This window comes from Herbaspirillum frisingense GSF30 (genome assembly GCF_000300975.2).
Taxonomy (GTDB): Bacteria; Pseudomonadota; Gammaproteobacteria; order Burkholderiales; family Burkholderiaceae_D; genus Herbaspirillum; species Herbaspirillum frisingense.
Genome location: NZ_AEEC02000033.1, coordinates 41,541 through 58,347 on the forward strand (window position 1 = coordinate 41,541; position 16,807 = coordinate 58,347).

The 16,807-nt window shown below is 64.9% G+C and carries 18 protein-coding genes; 15 read left to right on the forward strand and 3 right to left on the reverse strand.

The features are described 5' to 3' along the window. The first annotated feature begins 216 nt into the window (after positions 1-216). From HFRIS_RS19210 to HFRIS_RS19240, 7 genes are read left to right on the forward strand one after another with little or no spacing between them, the layout of a single operon-like run. A complete protein-coding gene (locus tag HFRIS_RS19210; protein WP_006464808.1) occupies positions 217-1,050 on the forward strand; it encodes a transporter substrate-binding domain-containing protein in 834 nt (277 codons plus the stop codon). 22 nt (positions 1,051-1,072) lie between these two features. Beyond that, the gene (locus HFRIS_RS19215; RefSeq protein WP_006464809.1) at positions 1,073-1,708 is read left to right on the forward strand and encodes a DUF1989 domain-containing protein; all 636 of its coding nucleotides are present in this window, start codon (positions 1,073-1,075) and stop codon (positions 1,706-1,708) included. Between the two features lie 5 nt (positions 1,709-1,713). Next, entirely contained in the window at positions 1,714-2,349 is a 636-nt protein-coding gene (locus HFRIS_RS19220; RefSeq protein WP_006464810.1) for an urea carboxylase-associated family protein, read from the forward strand. Between the two features lie 16 nt (positions 2,350-2,365). Next, complete coding sequence (locus HFRIS_RS19225; RefSeq protein ID WP_006464811.1) at positions 2,366-3,064, forward strand: amino acid ABC transporter permease; 699 nt, start codon at positions 2,366-2,368, stop codon at positions 3,062-3,064. Position 3,065: 1 nt separating this feature from the next. Further along, positions 3,066-3,770, forward strand: a complete 705-nt coding sequence (locus HFRIS_RS19230; protein ID WP_006464812.1) for an amino acid ABC transporter permease — start codon at positions 3,066-3,068, stop codon at positions 3,768-3,770. Further along, positions 3,767-4,582: an amino acid ABC transporter ATP-binding protein gene (locus tag HFRIS_RS19235; protein ID WP_006464813.1), complete on the forward strand. Its 816-nt coding sequence runs from the start codon at positions 3,767-3,769 to the stop codon at positions 4,580-4,582. Before HFRIS_RS19230 ends, HFRIS_RS19235 begins: the two co-directional genes overlap by 4 nt. After that, the gene (locus HFRIS_RS19240) at positions 4,579-5,241 is read left to right on the forward strand and encodes a DUF1989 domain-containing protein (RefSeq protein ID WP_006464814.1); all 663 of its coding nucleotides are present in this window, start codon (positions 4,579-4,581) and stop codon (positions 5,239-5,241) included. Before HFRIS_RS19235 ends, HFRIS_RS19240 begins: the two co-directional genes overlap by 4 nt. 36 nt (positions 5,242-5,277) lie before the next feature. On the opposite strand, the gene HFRIS_RS19245 is transcribed toward HFRIS_RS19240, so the two are convergent. Beyond that, entirely contained in the window at positions 5,278-6,165 is an 888-nt protein-coding gene (locus HFRIS_RS19245) for a LysR family transcriptional regulator (protein WP_006464815.1), read from the reverse strand. A gap of 126 nt (positions 6,166-6,291) precedes the next feature. Between HFRIS_RS19245 and HFRIS_RS19250 the strand changes: the two genes are divergently transcribed. The 6 genes from HFRIS_RS19250 to HFRIS_RS19275 all read left to right on the forward strand — a co-directional run bounded on the left by HFRIS_RS19250 (position 6,292) and on the right by HFRIS_RS19275 (position 12,597). Next, positions 6,292-7,257 carry an amidohydrolase family protein gene (locus HFRIS_RS19250; protein ID WP_006464816.1) on the forward strand — a complete coding sequence of 322 codons (966 nt, stop codon included), beginning with the start codon at positions 6,292-6,294 and terminating at the stop codon, positions 7,255-7,257. A gap of 11 nt (positions 7,258-7,268) precedes the next feature. Continuing rightward, the gene (locus tag HFRIS_RS19255) at positions 7,269-8,621 is read left to right on the forward strand and encodes an MFS transporter (RefSeq protein WP_006464817.1); all 1,353 of its coding nucleotides are present in this window, start codon (positions 7,269-7,271) and stop codon (positions 8,619-8,621) included. Beyond that, on the forward strand, positions 8,618-9,538 hold the full coding sequence (locus HFRIS_RS19260; protein WP_006464818.1) for an SMP-30/gluconolactonase/LRE family protein: 921 nt from the start codon (positions 8,618-8,620) through the stop codon (positions 9,536-9,538). Before HFRIS_RS19255 ends, HFRIS_RS19260 begins: the two co-directional genes overlap by 4 nt. Before the next feature lie 47 nt (positions 9,539-9,585). After that, complete coding sequence (locus tag HFRIS_RS19265) at positions 9,586-10,275, forward strand: RraA family protein (protein ID WP_006464819.1); 690 nt, start codon at positions 9,586-9,588, stop codon at positions 10,273-10,275. After that, a complete protein-coding gene (locus tag HFRIS_RS19270; RefSeq protein ID WP_006464820.1) occupies positions 10,272-11,213 on the forward strand; it encodes a hydroxyacid dehydrogenase in 942 nt (313 codons plus the stop codon). Before HFRIS_RS19265 ends, HFRIS_RS19270 begins: the two co-directional genes overlap by 4 nt. A 61-nt stretch (positions 11,214-11,274) precedes the next feature. Further along, positions 11,275-12,597 carry an MFS transporter gene (locus HFRIS_RS19275; RefSeq protein WP_006464821.1) on the forward strand — a complete coding sequence of 441 codons (1,323 nt, stop codon included), beginning with the start codon at positions 11,275-11,277 and terminating at the stop codon, positions 12,595-12,597. A 107-nt stretch (positions 12,598-12,704) separates the two neighbouring features. Here HFRIS_RS19275 and HFRIS_RS19280 read toward each other — a convergent pair whose 3' ends face one another. After that, positions 12,705-13,634 carry an amidohydrolase family protein gene (locus tag HFRIS_RS19280; RefSeq protein WP_006464822.1) on the reverse strand — a complete coding sequence of 310 codons (930 nt, stop codon included), beginning with the start codon at positions 13,632-13,634 and terminating at the stop codon, positions 12,705-12,707. 521 nt (positions 13,635-14,155) lie between these two features. On the opposite strand from HFRIS_RS19280, the gene HFRIS_RS19285 reads away from it, so the two are divergent. Then, positions 14,156-14,398 (forward strand): hypothetical protein, encoded by a 243-nt coding sequence (locus tag HFRIS_RS19285; RefSeq protein WP_006464823.1) that lies wholly within the window; start codon positions 14,156-14,158, stop codon positions 14,396-14,398. A gap of 148 nt (positions 14,399-14,546) precedes the next feature. Here HFRIS_RS19285 and HFRIS_RS19290 read toward each other — a convergent pair whose 3' ends face one another. Further along, positions 14,547-15,791: an alpha/beta hydrolase family protein gene (locus tag HFRIS_RS19290; protein WP_081626886.1), complete on the reverse strand. Its 1,245-nt coding sequence runs from the start codon at positions 15,789-15,791 to the stop codon at positions 14,547-14,549. Positions 15,792-16,065: 274 nt separating this feature from the next. Here HFRIS_RS19290 and HFRIS_RS19295 point away from each other — a divergent pair, with 274 nt between their 5' ends. Further along, a complete protein-coding gene (locus HFRIS_RS19295) occupies positions 16,066-16,452 on the forward strand; it encodes a hypothetical protein (RefSeq protein ID WP_006464825.1) in 387 nt (128 codons plus the stop codon). Positions 16,453-16,807 lie beyond the last annotated feature (355 nt).

A 16,807-nucleotide genomic window follows, 5' to 3' on the forward strand; every position in this document is an offset into this window, starting at 1 on the left:
GGGCGGCGCTGCCCTGGAACGAGAGGCATTGTACGTCGTCGGCGTCGTCGTGAAACAGATATTTCAGATTTAACCTGATTGTATCTGGTGTTTCACGGCATTCCTCGCAGGAAACTGGTGTTTCAGGATGGATTGGCATGAAACATGCATTGCATGATCGTGCTTGCCCGGATCGCCTGTGCGATCCCATCGTCCCTCAACCACCAGGAGCCGCCCATGTCCGCACCACGTCTGTCCCGCTATCTGCTTTCCGCACTGCTGTTCTGCAGCGTCGCCGCCCATGCCGACACGCTGGACGACATCAGGAGCCGCGGCAAGATGATCGTCGCCATCGATCCGACCTTCGCGCCCTATGAATACACCGATGCCTCCAACGCCATCGTGGGCTACCACCCGGCCGTGCTGGCGGCGGTGGCCAAGAGCCTGGGCGTGAAGATCGAATACCAGCGCATGGCCTTCAGCGGCATCATTCCCGGCCTGTTGTCAGGTTCCTTCGACATGGAAGGCTCGGCACTGAACGTGACGGCCGAACGCGCCAAGCGCATCGCCTACGTGGTACCGACCGGCAAGACCGTCAACGGCCCTCTGGTGCGCGATGACTTCACCAGGATTCCCGCCAATCCCACCCCCGAATCGCTGGCCGGCCTGACCGGCGCGGTCAAGACCGGCAGCGCGCCCGAGGGCATCCTCAAGCAGTTCAACGACACGCTCAAGGCCAAGGGGCTGGCGCCGATCACCCTGCTCAGCGTCGATAGCGTCGACCAGACCGTGGCCGCCCTCATGACCCGTCGCGCCGACTTCGTCTTCGATGACCTGACCGTGCTGGCCGACGTCATCAAGCAGCACCCCGGCAAGATGAAGATCACCGGCGAACTGGGCCCCTCGCAGTGGATCGCCCTGGCCACCCGCCCCGAAGACAAGCGCCTGAACAAGGCCGTCAGTGACCAGATCCTGGCCATGAAGAAAAGTGGCGAACTGGCCCGCCTGCAGCAGCAATACCTGGGCGTCACCTTCGCCACGCCCGATGCCGATTTCATCCCCGCCAAATAAGCGCCCAATACGACCTGCCAGCATGTGTAACCACACCCACTCCCTGACCGTCCCCGCCGGTCATGGCCGGACCTTTGAAGTCAAGGCCGGCCAGTTCCTCACGATCACCGATGTCGAGGGTCAGCAGGCGGCCGATTTCGTGGCCGTCGTCGCCGGCGACAAGAGCGAGAAACTCTCGCCCACGCATACACGCCGCAGACTGCAGTCGATCTTCTTCGACGTCGGTGACCACCTGTATTCCTCGCTGGACCGGCCGCTGCTACGCGTGGTGGCCGACACCGTCGGCGTGCATGATGCCAACGTCCCGGCCTGCGACGATACCCGCTTCACGGTCGACTTCAACGTGATCGGCCACCGCAATTGCCTGGACAACATGCACGAAGGCCTGGCGCTGCACGGCCTGTCCAAGTTCGACGTGCCGGAGCCCTTCAATCTGTTCCAGAACGGCCCGGTTACCCCGGACCGCCGCATGCAGGTCACCGACCCGACCAGCAAACCGGGGGATCACATCACCTTCGAGGTGCTGGAAGACCTGCTCTGCGCCGTCTCGTCCTGCCCGCAGGACATCATTCCCGGCAACGGCCTGCGGGTCACCGATATCGCCATCTCCATCCATGACGCCGATCCGCACCGCCGTGCCGGGGCGTCCACCGACTGACTACCATGCTGCTGCTCAAAGAAACCCCGCCCCGTCAGCCCCTGCCACCCACGCGCCTGGTGGTGCCGGCCGGCGAAAGCCGCGCCATCGACGTCAAGGCCGGCCAGATCCTGCGCATCGAAGCGCGCGAGGACGGCGCCACCGCCATGCTGTTCGCCTTCGACCGCGCCCAGCCTGACATCTTCATGTCGGTGCACCATACCCGCGTCTTCAGCAATTCCTATGTCCTGCAGGCGGGCATGCGCATCGTCAGCAACCGACGCCGCGCGCTGATGGTGCTGGGCAAGGACAGCGTCGGCACGCACGACCTGCTCATGCCGGCTTCCACCACCGACTGGCTGGCCGCCAACGGCTATGCCGGCCAGACCGGCTGCGTGGAGTCGGTCTCGGCCGTCATCCAGGAGCAGGGTCTGACGCCGCCGCGCCTGCCGGACCCGATCAATCTCTTCATGCATGTCGACCTGGACCAGCAGGGCCGTATCATTCCCTTGCCCAGTCGCACCCGGGCCGGCGACTTCATCGCCTGCCGGGTGGTGGCCGACATGGTCTTCGTGGTCTCGGCCTGTTGCACCGGCGTGCCCGGCAACGACCGCCCGGGGGCGCTGGAAGTGGCCACCGCCGAAGAACTGAACGCCCTGTAGGCAACGGAGAGCGCGCATGTGGTTTAGCCCCCAGGTGATCCAGAGTTTTCCCGCGCTGTTCGACGGCTGGATGATGACGGTCTCGCTCACCGTGCTGGGTGCCATCGGCAGTCTGGCCTGGGGCCACCTGGCGCTGGCCCTGCAACTGGCGCCGCTGGCCCCGCTGCGCTGGCTGGTGCGGCTCTACATCAGTTTCATGCGCGGCACGCCCGCGCTGGTGCAGTTGTTCCTGGTGTTCTTCTCCCTGCCGCTGATCGGGCTGGGCGGTCATCCGCTGCTGGCGGCGGCATTGACGCTGGGCCTCAACAGCGGCGCCTACACCGCTGAAATCCTGCGCGGCAACCTGCGTGTCGTCCCGCGTGGCCAGATCGAGGCCGCCACCGCGCTGGGCATGGCGCCCTGGCGCATCGCCACGGGCATCGTGATGCCGCAGGTGCTCAAGGCCAGCATCCCGGCGCTGGTCAATGAATTCACGATCCTGCTCAAGACCACGCCGCTGGCCTCGGTGGTGGCCGTGACCGAGCTGACCTATGCCGGGCAGATGGTGATTGCGCGCACCTATACCTCGTCCCAGATCATGCTGATCGTGAGCATCGGCTATCTCGCCGTCGTGCTGCCGGTCCTGGCGCTGGGCAAGCACCTGAGCCGGGTGCCGCGGTCCGGTCAGACCCGACTGACCAGCCCGGCCACCCCGGCCACTCCGGGGAGAAGCTGACATGGCCTTCGATCCCGGCATCCTGCGCCCGCACGTCCCGGCCCTGCTGGCAGGTCTGGTGGACACTTTCTGGCTGTGCGCAAGCAGTGCCGTGCTGGCCTGCCTGCTGGGCATGGTGCTGGTGGTATTGCGACGCATGGGGCCGCGGCCGCTGGCCGTGCTCATCGACGCCTATATCGCCGTCACCCTGGCCTTGCCCCTGCTGGTGCTGCTCTATGTGAGCTTCTACGTACTGCCCGATTTCGGCCTGCTGCTGCCGGCGCCGCTGGTGGGGGTGCTGACGCTGGCCATCTATTACGCGCCCTATATCGCCCAGGTGATCCAGGCCGCCATCGACGGCCTGCCCCGGGGCACGGTGGAAGCGGCGGTCGCCATCGGCATGCCGCCGCTGGCCATCGCACGCCGGATCGTGGCGCCCCAGGCCTTGCCCCTGCTACTACCCACCATGACCGGGCTAGGTATCGGCCTGTTCAAGGATTCCGCATTGCTGTCGGTGATCTCGGTGCATGAATTCATGTTCGCCGCCAAGAGCGTGGTGGCCGAGACCTATGCGCCGCTGGAAGTCTATTGCATGGTGGCGCTGGTCTACTGGGCCGCCACCGGCTTGCTGCATGCACTGACGCGACGCTGGGAGCAGCGCATCGCCATCGCCCATGGCGTCCAGTCCCATTGCATTTCATCCTCATCCAACGCTAGCACGCCATGAACCCGACAGAACCGAATTCTCCCGTCGGTGGCGCGATCGCCCTGCGCGTTCGCGACATCGTCAAGTCCTTCGGCCCGCAGCGCATCCTCGACGGCGTCAGCCTCGATATCGAACGCGGCAAGGTGGTCTGCATCCTCGGCCCCTCGGGGTCGGGGAAGTCGACCCTGCTGCGCTGCCTGAACTGGCTGGCACCGCCCGACGCCGGTGAGGTCTGGATCGGCGATGAGCGCGTGGGCGTGCGGGAAGGGCCGCACCAGCGCCTGCAGCCCCGTCCTGCGCGCGAGATCCGTGCCCAGCGCAGCCGCATCGGCATGGTGTTCCAGAACTTCAACCTGTGGCCGCACATGAGCGTGATCGACAACGTCATGGAAGGCCTGATCTCGGTCAAGGGCATCCCGCGCCTGGAGGCCAGCGACATCGCCGCCGAAGCACTGCGCAAGGTCGGCCTGGCTGGCAAGCACACCGCGATGCCAGCCGCGCTGTCGGGCGGGCAGCAGCAGCGGGTGGGCATCGCCCGCATGCTGGCCATGGCGCCGGAAGTGATTCTTTTCGACGAACCCACCTCGGCCCTCGACCCCGAGCTGGTCGGCGAGGTGCTGGCCGTGATGCGCGCCCTGGCGGCCGCCCAGACCACCATGATCGTGGTCACGCACGAGGTGGCCTTTGCGCGCGACGTGGCCGATGTGGTGGTCTTCATGGACGGCGGCAAGGTCGTCGAGATGGGGCCGCCTGAGCAGGTGATCGACCAACCCTCTTCGGCGCGACTGCGCCAGTTTCTTCAACGTTTCAACCCAGGAACCCCGACATCATGACTTCTCCCGCTTCCATTACCGTTCCCGCCGGCCACGGCAAGGCCGTGCGACTGCAGGCCGGGCAGGCCGTGCGCGTCATCAATACGCACGGCACCCAGGTGGTCGATTGCTGGGCATGGAACGCCTACGACCTGGCCGAATACATGTGCATGGAGACCACCCGCGTCTGGAACCAGCGGCTCAACCCGGTGCTCGGCGACAGCTTCGTGACCAACCGGCGCCATCCCATCCTCACCGTGGTGGAGGACGCCACGCCGGGCGTGCATGACACCTTCATGGCCGCCTGCGACCGCCGCCGTTACGAATTGCTCGGCGTGCAGCACTACCATCGCAATTGCTGCGACAACATGTTCGAGGGCATGTTCGAACTGGGCGTGACCCCGCCACGGGCCAACCTGGCCTCGTTCAACATCTTCATGAACATCCGCGTCCAGCCCGACGGCATCACCCTCAAGACCCTGCCCACGGTGACCAAGCCGGGCGACTTCATCACCCTGCGTGCGGAGATGGATTGCTTCGTCGCTTTTTCGGCCTGTCCGCAGGACATCGTGAAGATCCAGGGGCAGGGCGACAATACCCCCAAGCCGGTCGAGATCAGGGTGCTGGAGCAGTTCCAGTCCGACCTGCCAGGCACGCGCACCTGGGTGCCGCAGGATTGAGGGGGCAGGGCCGCGCGGCCTGCAGGCGGGTACCGGTCACGGCTGGCCGGCCGCCTTTTCGCGAATGATGCGGATCAGCCGCAGCGCCGCCGGTGACAGGTACATGTCGCGCCGGTGGGTCAGGCCCATGCGGCGCAGCATGGTGGTTTCCTTCAGGGCCACCTCGCGCAGGTGACCCCGGCCGCCCAGCAGATTCAGCTTGGACGCAAAGCCCAGCAGATTGCTACGCTCGATGAGCGGCAGGATCATGTTCAGCACCGTGGGCGTGATCTGCACGTCGGGTCGGGGCAGGTGATGGCGGTCGAAGACATTGTCCAGCCACTGCCGGCTCAATACCGATTGCGCCGGCAACACCCACTGGTATTCCAGCAGGTCGCGCAGCCGCACCTTCCTGTCGAAGATGGGGTGATGCGGGCTGGCCATCACCACCATCTGGTCCTGCATGATTTCCTCGGTGTGAAATAGCTCGTCATCCTGGATCATCGGCCCCAGCACGATATCCAGTTCTCCCGCCTTCAATCCCGTCAGCAGGACATCGTTCATCGACACCTTGAGGTCGATGGTCACCTTGGGCGCCTCCGCCAGCAACTGCTGGCAGATGCCCGGCAGCACGTGCTCGGCCAGCGTGGGGACGCAGCCCAGGCGGATGTTGCCATCCCGGCCATTGGCATAGTCACCGATCTCGCGTGCGGTCTCGTCCATCATCAGGCTGATCTGGCGCGCCCGGGTCAGCAGCGCCTGGCCCACGGCGGTCAGGCGGATGCCGCGCCCGGCTCGTTCAAACAGCGGCGCCCCCAGTTGTTCCTCCAGGCGATCGATGCACTTGGTCAGCGCCGGCTGGGTCTTGTAGAGCCGTTCGGCGGCCCGCCCCACGTGGCCTTCCTCGGCGATGACGGCGAAATACTTGAGGTCGCGGAAGTCCATAAATCATTCCTGGAAGTTATCGAACGTAAAATAAAAGCAAATATACATTAAATATTCGCCCGCGTAGACTGCCCTCCAAACAAGAACCCCGCCCACCGTGGCGGCGACAACATGGAGACCAGCACGATGCACGTCCAGCCTTCCCGGCGCCACTTCCTGCGGCGCAGCGCCCAGTGGGCCATCAGCCTTGGCGCCGGCAGTTATCTGCCGTTCGCGCTGGCCCAGCCCCAGCCCCAGCCCCAGCCCGTCAGCTACCCCCATTCTTCCGGCAGCGAACCCGCGTCGGCCAGGCTGCCGGCCGATGCCTGCGACTGCCACATGCATGTCTACGACCCGCGCTTCCCCTGGGCACCCGGCGCCAAGCTGCTGCATCCGGCGGCCACCGTGGCGATGTACCGCCAGCTGCAACAACGGCTGGGGACCACCCGCAACGTGGTGGTCACGCCCTCGGCCTATGGCGTGGACAACCGCTGCACGCTGGACGCCCTGGCCCAACTGGGCCCCCGCGCACGCGGCGTGGCCGTGGTGAACGACCAGGTCAGCGACGACCAATTGCAGGTCCTGCATCAGGCCGGTGTGCGCGGCCTGCGTTTCAACCTGGCCCTGGGTTCGGTCACCACCGTGGAGATGATGGAGCCGTTGGCGCGCCGCGTCGCCCCGCTGGGCTGGCACCTGCAGGTCAACATGCCCAACGAGGTCTTGCTGGCCAACCGCGCAGTGCTGGCCCGCCTGCCGGTGCCGCTGGTGTTCGACCACTTCGCCCGCATCCCGCTGCAGGCCGATGCAACGCATCCGGTATTCGATTTCGTGACTGGCCTGATGCGTGAGCAGCGCGCCAGCGTCAAGCTTTCCGGCGCCTATCTGTACAGCAAGCGGGGCGCGCCCGACTACGACGACGTCGCACCGCTGGCCCGCACGCTGGTGCAGCTTGCGCCTTCGCAAGTGGTCTGGGGCAGCGACTGGCCGCACCCGACCGAACAGCACAAGCCCGATGACGCCCGCCTGCTCGACGTGATGACCACCTGGCTGGGCTCGGACGCGCTCATGCGCACCGTGCTGGTCGACAATCCGACCCGCCTCTACCACTTCTGACGGAGCCCCACATGTCCCAGGCATCGATCAATCCGCTGGCGCAGCCGGCTGTCACCGAAGCGGCCGTCAGCGAGCAGGCCACCATGAAGAAGGTGATGCGTCGCCTCATTCCCTTCATCCTGCTGTGCTACGTGGTCAGCTATCTGGACCGCATCAACGTCGGCTTCGCCGCCTTGACCATGAACAAGGACCTGGGCCTGACGCCCTCGCAGTTCGGGCTGGGTGCGGGTCTGTTCTTCATCGGTTACTTCTTCTTCGAGATTCCCAGCAACCTGGCGCTGCACCGTTTCGGCGCCCGCATGTGGATTTCGCGCATCATGATTTCCTGGGGCCTGATCTCGATGGCCACCGCCTTCGTGGTCGGTCCCAAGAGCTTTGCGCTGGCGCGCTTCCTGCTGGGCATGGCCGAGGCCGGCTTCACCCCGGGCATCTACCTGTACTTCACGCAGTGGTTCCCCGGCGCCTGGCGCGGCAAGGCCACGGCCTTCTTCCTGATCGGCATCCCGGTGGCCAACATCATCGGCTCGCCCTTGTCTGGCGCGCTCATGGAGTTGCACGGCATGTGGGGCTTCCAGGGCTGGCAGGTGCTGTTGCTGCTGGAGGCCGTGCCCGCCGTGCTGCTGGGCGTGCTGTGCCTGTTCCTGCTGCCGGACCGTCCATCCAAGGCCGCCTGGCTCAGCAGCGACGAAAAGCGCTGGCTGGAAAACGAACTCTCCACCGAACAGAACGTGCTGGCCGCCCGCCATGGCAACAAGCTCAAGGATGCCTTCACCAACTGGCGCGTGTTCGCCCTGGCCGCGGCCAACTTCTGCGGCATCATCGGCTCGCTCAGCATCGGCCTGTGGCTGCCGCAGATCATCCGCGAATTCGGCCTGCCTTCGCACCAGGTCGGTCTGGTGGCGGCCATCCCCTATCTGGTCGGTGCCATCGCCATGACGCTCTGGGCGCGCCTGGCCAACCGCAGCCAGCGGCGGCTGGTCTATGTGGCCGGTGCCATCGTCCTGGCCGCGCTGTCGCTGGCGATCTCGGCCTTCCTGCATACACCGCTGCTGAAGATGCTGGCCATCACGGTGGCGGTGGCGTCCATCCTGTCCTTCCAGGCTACCTTCTGGGCCATCCCCTCGGGCTTCCTGACCGGGCGTGCCGCAGCCGGCGGACTGGCCCTGATCGTCTCCATCGGCAACCTGGGCGGCTTTGTCGGACCGTCGGTGATCGGCTTCATCCGCGAATCGACCCAGGGCTTTACCTATCCCCTGATCTTCGTGGCCGCCGCCTTGCTGCTGGGCGCCGTGATCACGCTGGCCCTGGGCGATCCTTCCCGCACCCATTCCCGCACGACGTCTTCTTCCAAGGAACCCGCATGAGCTTCTTTGCCCCGCCTCCGGTGGTCGAGGCCACCGTCTTCACCCGCCTGCCGGACCATTTCCGTACCCCTCGCAAGAATGCCTGGGGCGATGCCAACCGCGGTGGCCTGCCCATCGATTCCTTCCTCGAAGGCCCGTCCTTCGACCGCCAGGGCCGGCTCTACGTGACCGACATTCCCTACGGCCGTATCTTCCGCATCTCGATGCAAGGCGAGTGGGAACTGGTCACCGAATACGACGGCTGGCCCAATGGCCTCAAGATCGACAAGACCGGTCGCATCGTCATCACCGACTACAAGCGCGGCCTGGTACAACTGGACCCGGATACCGGCACCGTCACGCCACTTTTGGAAACGGTCGGCTCGGAAGGCTTCAAGGGCGTCAACGACCTGGTCTTCGGCCCCAAGGGCGAGATCTATTTCACCGACCAGGGCCAGACCGGCCTGCAGGACGCCACCGGCCGCGTCTACCGGCTGGCGCCGGACGGCCAGCTGACCTGCCTGATCAACACCATTCCCAGCCCCAATGGCATCGTCTACGACCCGGCCCTGAACCATCTGCTGGTGGCCGTGACCCGCGCCCAGCAGATCTGGCGCATTCCCCTGCATCACAACGGCGTGGTCGGCAAGGTTGGCGTCTTCGCCAACCTGCACGGCGGCATGGCCGGCCCGGACGGACTGGCCCTGGATGCGGAGAGCTGCCTGTACATCACCCACACCGGATTCGGCTCCATCTGGCGGCTTTCCAAGTTTGCCGAGCCGCTGCTGCGCATCCGCTCCACGGCCGGCATCTCCACCACCAATCTCGCCTTCGGCGGGCCGGAGGGCAAGAGCCTCTTCATCACCGAATCCCAGACCGGCAGCATCTTGCGCGCCGACGTGCCGGTGGCCGGTCTACCCATGTATTCCCATGCCTGAGGCTGAACCCTCAGCCCTGACTTCACTTCCAGCAAAGGACCCACACCATGAGCCAGCAACCTGATTTCATCCGTGACTTCGACCGTGTCGACGCCGCCATCGTCGCCAAGGCCGCCGAATTCCCCGCCTCCATCCTGGCCGACGTGGCCGGCCGTCGCGGCACCCTGTGCAGCCGCGTGGCGCCGCTGTCACCCACCATGCGCGTGGCAGGCCCCGCGCTGACGGTGGAAGTGCGCCCCGGCGACAACCTGATGATCCACGCCGCCATGGCCATCGCCAAGCCGGGCGACGTGCTGGTCATCGATGGCAAGGGTGACGAGACCAGCGCACTGATGGGCGAGATCATGGTCTCGCAATGCAAGGCCAGCGGCCTGGCCGGCATCATCATCTACGGTTCCGTGCGCGACACCGAGGCCCTGCGCGAGATCGGCTTCCCCGTCTATGCCGTCGGCGCCAACCCCAACGGCCCCACCAAGAACATCGCCGGCCGCGTGAACTGGCCCATCTCGGTGGGCGGCACCGCCGTGCAGCCGGGTGACCTGATCGTCGGTGACGCCGACGGCGTGGTGGTGGTCGAACGTGAGAAGGCCGCCTCCCTGCTGGAGGCCGCCGCCAAGAAGGTGGCCGACGAAACCAAGCGCCTGACCGAGATCCGTGGGGGTGGCCCGCTGCGTCCGGGCTGGCTGGAAGGCGCGCTGCGCAAGGGCGGCGTGCTGGCCGAAGGAGAAACACTGTGAGCGGCGCCCACAAGGACGTGGTGATTGTCACCGGTATCGACCTGGCCCCGGCCGCCATCGATATCCTGCGTGACTACCAGCTGGTCTACACCAGCGCCAAACCGACCGAGGACGACCTCATCAAGCTGGCGCAACAGCACCAGCCGGTGGCCATCATCGTGCGCTACGGCGGCGTGAGCGCGCGCGTGATGGATGCCAGCCCGGCGCTGCGCGTGATCTCCAAGCACGGTACCGGCATCGACACCATCGATAGCCAGGCCGCGCAGCAACGCGGCATCGCCGTCAAGGCCGCCGTCGGCGCCAATGCCCCGGCCGTGGCCGAGCATACCTGGGCACTGATCATGGCTTGCGCCAAGAACGTGGTCGGCCTGGACCGCCGCATGCGCGAAGGTCACTGGGACAAGTCCACCCACAAGAGCCTGGAGCTGCAGGGACGCACCCTGGGCCTGGTCGGTTTTGGCGCCATCGGCCGTCGCGTGGCCGCCGTGGCGGCCGCGCTGGGCATGCCGGTGCTGGCCTACGACCCGTATGCCAAGGAAGCGGCACCGGGCGTGCAACTGGTCGACCTGGACACGCTCTATGCCCGTTCCGATGTGGTCTCGCTGCATTGCCCGCTGACCGCCGAGAACAAGCACATGATCAACGCCCAGTCTCTGGCCCGCATGAAGGATGGCACCATCCTGGTCAACACCGCACGCGGTGGCCTGATCGACGAAGCGGCCCTGATCGCCGCCCTCAACAGCGGCAAGCTGCGCGCCGCCGGGCTGGACAGCTTCGAGAAGGAACCCTTCGCTGCGCCTCATCCCTTGCAGGACGTGGGCAATGCCATCCTGAGCCCGCACATCGGCGGCGTGACATCCGACGCCTACATCGCCATGGGCACCGGCGCTGCCCGCAACATCCTGGCAGTGCTCAACGAGCAGGCCATTGCCGGCTGATCCATAATCACCCCCGGGCCAGCCGCCGAGACAGGCGGCGCCCGCCTTCCGAGAGAGACACATGGAGACCATCCAAGACGACAAGCAGCTGGAGCAGGAGACCGTAAAAAAGGTCACCTGGCGCCTGCTGCCATTCCTGATGCTGTGCTACCTGTTTGCCTTCATCGACCGTGGCAACATCGGCATGGCCGCGCTGCAGATGAACCACGACCTTGGGCTCTCGCCCAAGATGTTCGGCTTTGCCAGCAGCCTGTTCTTCATCGCCTATTTCATCTTCGAGGTGCCCAGCAACCTGGCGCTGCAGAAGTTCGGCGCCCGCAAATGGCTGGCGCGCATCATGATCAGCTGGGGCCTGATCTCGGCCTGTACCGCCCTGGTCCAGGGACCGAACTCCCTGTACGTGGTGCGCTTCATTCTGGGTGCGGCCGAAGCCGGTTTCTTCCCCGGCGTGGTGCTGTACCTGACTTACTGGGTGCCCTCGGCCTACCGCGCCCGTATCGTGGCGCTGTTCATGGTGGCCATCCCTGCCGCCAGCTTCATTGCCTCGCCGATCTCGGCATTGCTGCTGCAGATGGATGGCATCGGCGGCCTGCGTGGCTGGCACTGGCTGTTCATGCTGGAAGGCCTGCCCACGGTGCTGCTGGGCGTGGTCTGTCTGCGCTTCCTGACCGACCGCCCTGAACAGGCCCGCTGGCTCGACGAGCGCCAACGCAACTGGCTGACCGCCACCATGAACAAGGAGGCCGCCGGCCGCGCCGCCAAGCAGCATGTGCCGCTGTGGAAGCTGTTCAGCCAGCCGCACGTCTGGGGCATGGCGCTGGTCTGCGCCTGCGCCTCGGCAGCCGGCTCGGTGCTCAACGTCTGGCAGCCGCAGTTGCTGAAGTCCTTCGGCCTGACGGTGATGCAGACCGGTCTGGTCAACTCCATTCCCTACCTGATCGCCTCGGTGCTGATGGTGTGGTGGGGCCGTCATTCCGACCGTAGCGGCGAACGTCGCTGGCATACCGCCATCCCGCTGATCCTGATCGGCGGCGGCCTGGCCATGGCCACCCTGGCCAATTCGCTGGTGCCGGTGGTGTTGCTGCTGACCATGGTGTTGATCGGCGCCTATTCCTTCAAGGGACCGTTCTGGGCCATGGCCTCCAGCTGGCTGGCCACCGGTTCGGCAGCGGCCGGGCTGGCGGGCATCAATGCCGTCTCCAACCTGATCGGCGGCGGGCTGATGGTCAACGTCTATGGTTGGGTCAAGGACGCCACGGGCAGCTACGCCATGGCCCTGCTGCCGATGGTGGGCCTGTCGGTGGTGAGCGTGGGGATCCTGCTGTTCCTGTCGCGCAAGGCACGCTCGCAGGGCAGTGGCATGATGAAAGAGGCGGTGCGCTGAGCAGGACCCGCTCACAACGCAATCCGCATCACCCATACAAAAACGCCTTGCGTTCAATCGAATGCAAGGCGTTTTTTACTGGCGCCTGAGGCGCCAGTCCAGGCAGATCAGCGAAAGCCGAACAGCGCCGCCGGGTTGCTCACCAGCACCTGTTCGCGCAGCGCCGGGTCCGGCGCCCAGTCGGCCAGCAGGTCGAACAGCACGGCATCGTCCGGCTTGATCTTCTCGGTCGGATGCGGCCAGTCGCTGCCCCACAGCGTGCGCTGCGGCGCCGCCTGCAGATAGGCGCGGGCCAGCAGGCTGGTATCCGGATAATCCGGCGCCCCGCGCAAGGTATCGGCATACGGTTCGGACAGCTTGATCCAGACATGGCCCTTCTCCAGCAAGCGCAGGATCGCCCTGGCGCCCGGATGGTCCAGGCCGTCCGGCTGCGGGATGCGGCCCAGATGGTCGATCACCACCGGTGTGGGCAGCGCGGCCAGCACCGCCTCATGCTGCGCGATCTGCGCCCCCGACATCAGCACCTGCACATGCCAGCCCAGCGGCGCGATGCGCTCCGCCGTGCGACGCAGGCGGTCGACCGTGGTCACGCCCCAGCTCTGCGGCGACAGGAAATTGACCCGCACTCCACGTACGCCCAGCCGGTCCATCTCCTGCAACTGGCCGACGTCAACATCATCCTCGATCACCACGATGCCGCGTGCCTGCTGGCCGAACTGCGCCAGCGCATCCAGCAGGCAGCGATTGTCGCTACCATAGGTGGAAGGCTGCACCACCACATGCCGGGCGATGCCCAGCTTGGCCATCAGCAGCCGGTAGTCCGCCACGGTAGCGCCATCCGGACGCCCGCCGCGCCAGTGCGGCGACACCGGAAAGCGCGCGTCGTAGATGTGGTGATGGCTGTCGCACGCCAGCGCCGGCGCCTTCAGGCGCGGTGCCTCGGTGCCGGCCGAGTTGGGAACGGATTGCGCCTGCGCAGCGCGCAAGCCGGAGCACGCGAGCAGGCTGCCCGCGATGAAGCGTCTTCTGTTGACCATGGGTCTCCCTGGTTGTTGTTGTCGGCATGAGCGGCACAGGCGCAGGATGTGAGCGCGCGTGGCCTGCCTGTGCGGGAGTCTAGCGAGGGGCAGGGAGCAGGACTATTTCCTTTTATTTTCCCAACGATAAATGGCGGGAATGGGTGCGGCCGGCGCGTCCTGTCTGCGTTCAGCCTGCAGGGCGACACGCTGTCAGACACGGCGCCGATCACTTTGCTATTCTGCTGGCCGGCCCGCACAGGGCGGGGGGCAGGGCGCTGAATCCGGGCATCGGGGCCGGATCGCGATCTTGTATGGATCTTGTCTTCTGGATGTATGGACGCTAGCTGGTTAGAATGGCTAAAAACAAGTGTTACCGGGACAGTGACACACCTGTGCTAAGTTCGGATTCAAGGCTGGCGCCGCAGAGAAGGGCGCCCACATCAACAAGGGTTTTGACTGTGGTGGTATCCGATAGCGCTCAGGCAACTGCAGCGCTATCGGCTTTTTTCGTCACTGCCCGCAACTGGAAAACACGCATCATGGATTGGGTCCCTATCGTCTTCGTCATCTTCAAGCTCGGTGTGCTCTGCACGGGCATGTTCTACGCCATCAAATGGCACTACGACCAAGGAAAGAAAGAAAAGGAAAAAGGCAAGGAGAGGCGCGCCGTGCTGCGGGGAGCGGCGACGGTGATCGTGATCTTCTTGATCTTGCTGGTGGGGTTGGGGGTGGTGACGTATGACGTCGCGAAGATGTTGGGGTTGGAGTTGACGTTTCCCTGATGGGGACGACGCATTGCTGTCGCCGGACTGAATGCCTTGCCTGAGCCGTAGTCTTTAGCTGACCGGGCGCCGAACAACACGGCTGCCGCAGTCGCATCAGCAAAAATCCGTCGTTGAGTGGCCCGGCATGCGTCGCCAGGCCGACTCCTTACTTGCCCGCCACCTTGTCATCGAACCAGCGTTTCCAGGAGGGCACGGCCGTGGCAAAGGTCCCGCGATGCGTGGTCGGTCCGGTGGATACCGCTTGCACATGCGGATTGCCGGCACCCATGGCCTGCGCATAGGTCATCGCCATGCGACCCACGCCGGGTGTGATGGCTTCATCCGATTCACCATAGTAATTGCGCACATCGGAACGGATCACCCAGCGATAGGCCTGGGTGGTCGCGATCAGGCGACCATAGGCGGACCGGGCGAAGTATTGTGGATCGAAATATTCCGGCCGCATCAGCTTGTGCAGGTCGGTCGGAATGTCGGCCACATTGAAGGGCTGGCGATTGTAGGCTTTCTGGGCGACCTCGTAGGAGGCGTCGTTGAGCACCGAGCGTGCCAGACCAGGTACGCCGTAATAATTTTCGAAGGCGAAGGCCGACAGGATCACGATGCTGTTGAGCCAGTCCGCATCATTGGGACGCGGATAGGTGAGAAAACCTTCGAGCAGCGCGAATACATCCAGCGGTGCACTGGCGGTGGTCGCTGCATCGACCTTGATGCCGGCCGCTTCCAGCTTTTCCAGGAAGGCCATGGTCACGAAACCGCCCTGGGACCAGCCCGAAAGAAACAGCTTGTCCTCGCGCACGCCCATGCTGGCCAGCACGCTGCGCGCGGCCAGCAGCATGTCATAGGTGGCTTGCTGATGGCTGCCCTTGACCATGTAGCCCTCCGGTTCGCTGGAAATGCCCATGCCGAAATAATCAGCGCCGATGAGTGCATAACCCTGGCCGGCAAACTGGGCAATCATCAATTGCGTTTCAGGCGATTGGTCGGGGAAGGACGGCACCTGCTGGCGCCCATACACCGTGCCATGCTGGTAGGAGACCAGCGGGTAGGACTTGGCCGGGGTATCAGGCAGGGCCAGCAGGCCGGAAGCCAGGATGGGCTGGTTGCCGCGCTCCGGGATGACCGAGGGATAGGTCACCCGATACAGCAGCACGGCGTTGCGTGCGGGCGAGTAGGTGACAGGAACGCCGGAGAAGGCCGGTGTGTCCTTTTGCAGAATGGTATTGAGCTTGTCGACATCCCAGCGGCCAATCAGCTGGACGCGCACGCCTGAGGCCACCGCCTGCACGGTCGTGGTGGCCGGGCTCTGTGCCCCCGCCGGCGCAGGCAGGATGGACAACATGGCGCTCAGTATTCCCAGCACCATGCTGGTACGCATCAGGCATGACTTCATCGCTACCCCTTATGTTTGTATTGGAAATGCATTGCTGCAATCATTTGTACCGGCGCTGTGCGGCAGGTCTGAGACGCGTACGACGCATGCCCAGCCTGGCGCATTATGACGAGCCGGGGCACAGCACAAAGCGGGAAAAGCGGGAGCTTTACCTTGCAAGCGCCAGTTTGGGGGCGCCATGACATCTGGTATAAACACGATCTGGTACGTCGCTCCCCTTCCTCCGATGGCGGACGGCGCCATTCACCTCCCGATTTCGAGAAACGAGCAAGCCATGAACAAGCCTACTTACTCCCGCTTCCGCTTCCTGAAGCTGGTCGCCCAAGCTGGGCTGATCTGCGCCGCCCTGAGCCATCAGGCACACGCGCAGGCGAACCTGGACTTCTTCGCCAATACGGCCGTGGCCGATCTGCAGAAGGAACAGATCAATTCCCTGTATGCCGCCATCACGGCGTCGCTGGATGCAGGCGTGAGCGGCAAGACCTCGCAGTGGACCGATGGCCCCAAGCCCTCCACCACGGCCAAGATCACGCCGACCTTCGAGCAAGGCACCCCGCCCTGCGCCAAGGTGGACCTCGTGGTCAGCAGCAAGCGCGGCACCGAGCCACTGAAATTGCGCTATTGCAAGAACAGTGCAGGCAAGTGGGCATTGAGCAACTGATGTCCTGATCGGCAGCGCGGCCGCTTGGAGGCTGGCTGGATCGGGAGCAGATGCCACGACAAAAGACGACCTGAGGGTTAATGCCGTTCAGTTAAGAAAAAATCGCCGCGCCAGATGACTTTGGCGCGGCGATTTTGCTTGGTTCTCTTCAAGCCATCTGAAACAGTTCGGACTGAGTAGGCCCTTTAGGGCCGTATCGAAGGCGCTGCTCAGCTTGTGGCGCGCCTTCGATACGCGGCTACGCCGCTACTCAGGACGAACGGTCAGCGGTGGTGCAAACAAAGTCTGAGCGAGCTTTCGAGCTGGTAACAAGCTTAACTGAACGGCATTACGACCTGAGGGTCGTCTTTTTTTT

Excerpts from the sequence above, each read along its gene's own strand:
- HFRIS_RS19210 (WP_006464808.1), top strand. The coding sequence starts at position 217 with ATGTCCGCACCACGTCTGTCCCGCTATCTGCTTTCCGCACTGCTGTTC.
- HFRIS_RS19215 (WP_006464809.1), top strand. The coding sequence starts at position 1,073 with ATGTGTAACCACACCCACTCCCTGACCGTCCCCGCCGGTCATGGCCGG.
- HFRIS_RS19220 (WP_006464810.1), top strand. The coding sequence starts at position 1,714 with ATGCTGCTGCTCAAAGAAACCCCGCCCCGTCAGCCCCTGCCACCCACG.
- HFRIS_RS19225 (WP_006464811.1), top strand. The coding sequence starts at position 2,366 with ATGTGGTTTAGCCCCCAGGTGATCCAGAGTTTTCCCGCGCTGTTCGAC.
- HFRIS_RS19230 (WP_006464812.1), top strand. The coding sequence starts at position 3,066 with ATGGCCTTCGATCCCGGCATCCTGCGCCCGCACGTCCCGGCCCTGCTG.
- HFRIS_RS19235 (WP_006464813.1), top strand. The coding sequence starts at position 3,767 with ATGAACCCGACAGAACCGAATTCTCCCGTCGGTGGCGCGATCGCCCTG.
- HFRIS_RS19240 (WP_006464814.1), top strand. The coding sequence starts at position 4,579 with ATGACTTCTCCCGCTTCCATTACCGTTCCCGCCGGCCACGGCAAGGCC.
- HFRIS_RS19245 (WP_006464815.1), bottom strand. The coding sequence starts at position 6,165 with ATGGACTTCCGCGACCTCAAGTATTTCGCCGTCATCGCCGAGGAAGGC.
- HFRIS_RS19250 (WP_006464816.1), top strand. The coding sequence starts at position 6,292 with ATGCACGTCCAGCCTTCCCGGCGCCACTTCCTGCGGCGCAGCGCCCAG.
- HFRIS_RS19255 (WP_006464817.1), top strand. The coding sequence starts at position 7,269 with ATGTCCCAGGCATCGATCAATCCGCTGGCGCAGCCGGCTGTCACCGAA.
- HFRIS_RS19260 (WP_006464818.1), top strand. The coding sequence starts at position 8,618 with ATGAGCTTCTTTGCCCCGCCTCCGGTGGTCGAGGCCACCGTCTTCACC.
- HFRIS_RS19265 (WP_006464819.1), top strand. The coding sequence starts at position 9,586 with ATGAGCCAGCAACCTGATTTCATCCGTGACTTCGACCGTGTCGACGCC.
- HFRIS_RS19275 (WP_006464821.1), top strand. The coding sequence starts at position 11,275 with ATGGAGACCATCCAAGACGACAAGCAGCTGGAGCAGGAGACCGTAAAA.
- HFRIS_RS19280 (WP_006464822.1), bottom strand. The coding sequence starts at position 13,634 with ATGGTCAACAGAAGACGCTTCATCGCGGGCAGCCTGCTCGCGTGCTCC.
- HFRIS_RS19285 (WP_006464823.1), top strand. The coding sequence starts at position 14,156 with ATGGATTGGGTCCCTATCGTCTTCGTCATCTTCAAGCTCGGTGTGCTC.
- HFRIS_RS19290 (WP_081626886.1), bottom strand. The coding sequence starts at position 15,791 with ATGAAGTCATGCCTGATGCGTACCAGCATGGTGCTGGGAATACTGAGC.
- HFRIS_RS19295 (WP_006464825.1), top strand. The coding sequence starts at position 16,066 with ATGAACAAGCCTACTTACTCCCGCTTCCGCTTCCTGAAGCTGGTCGCC.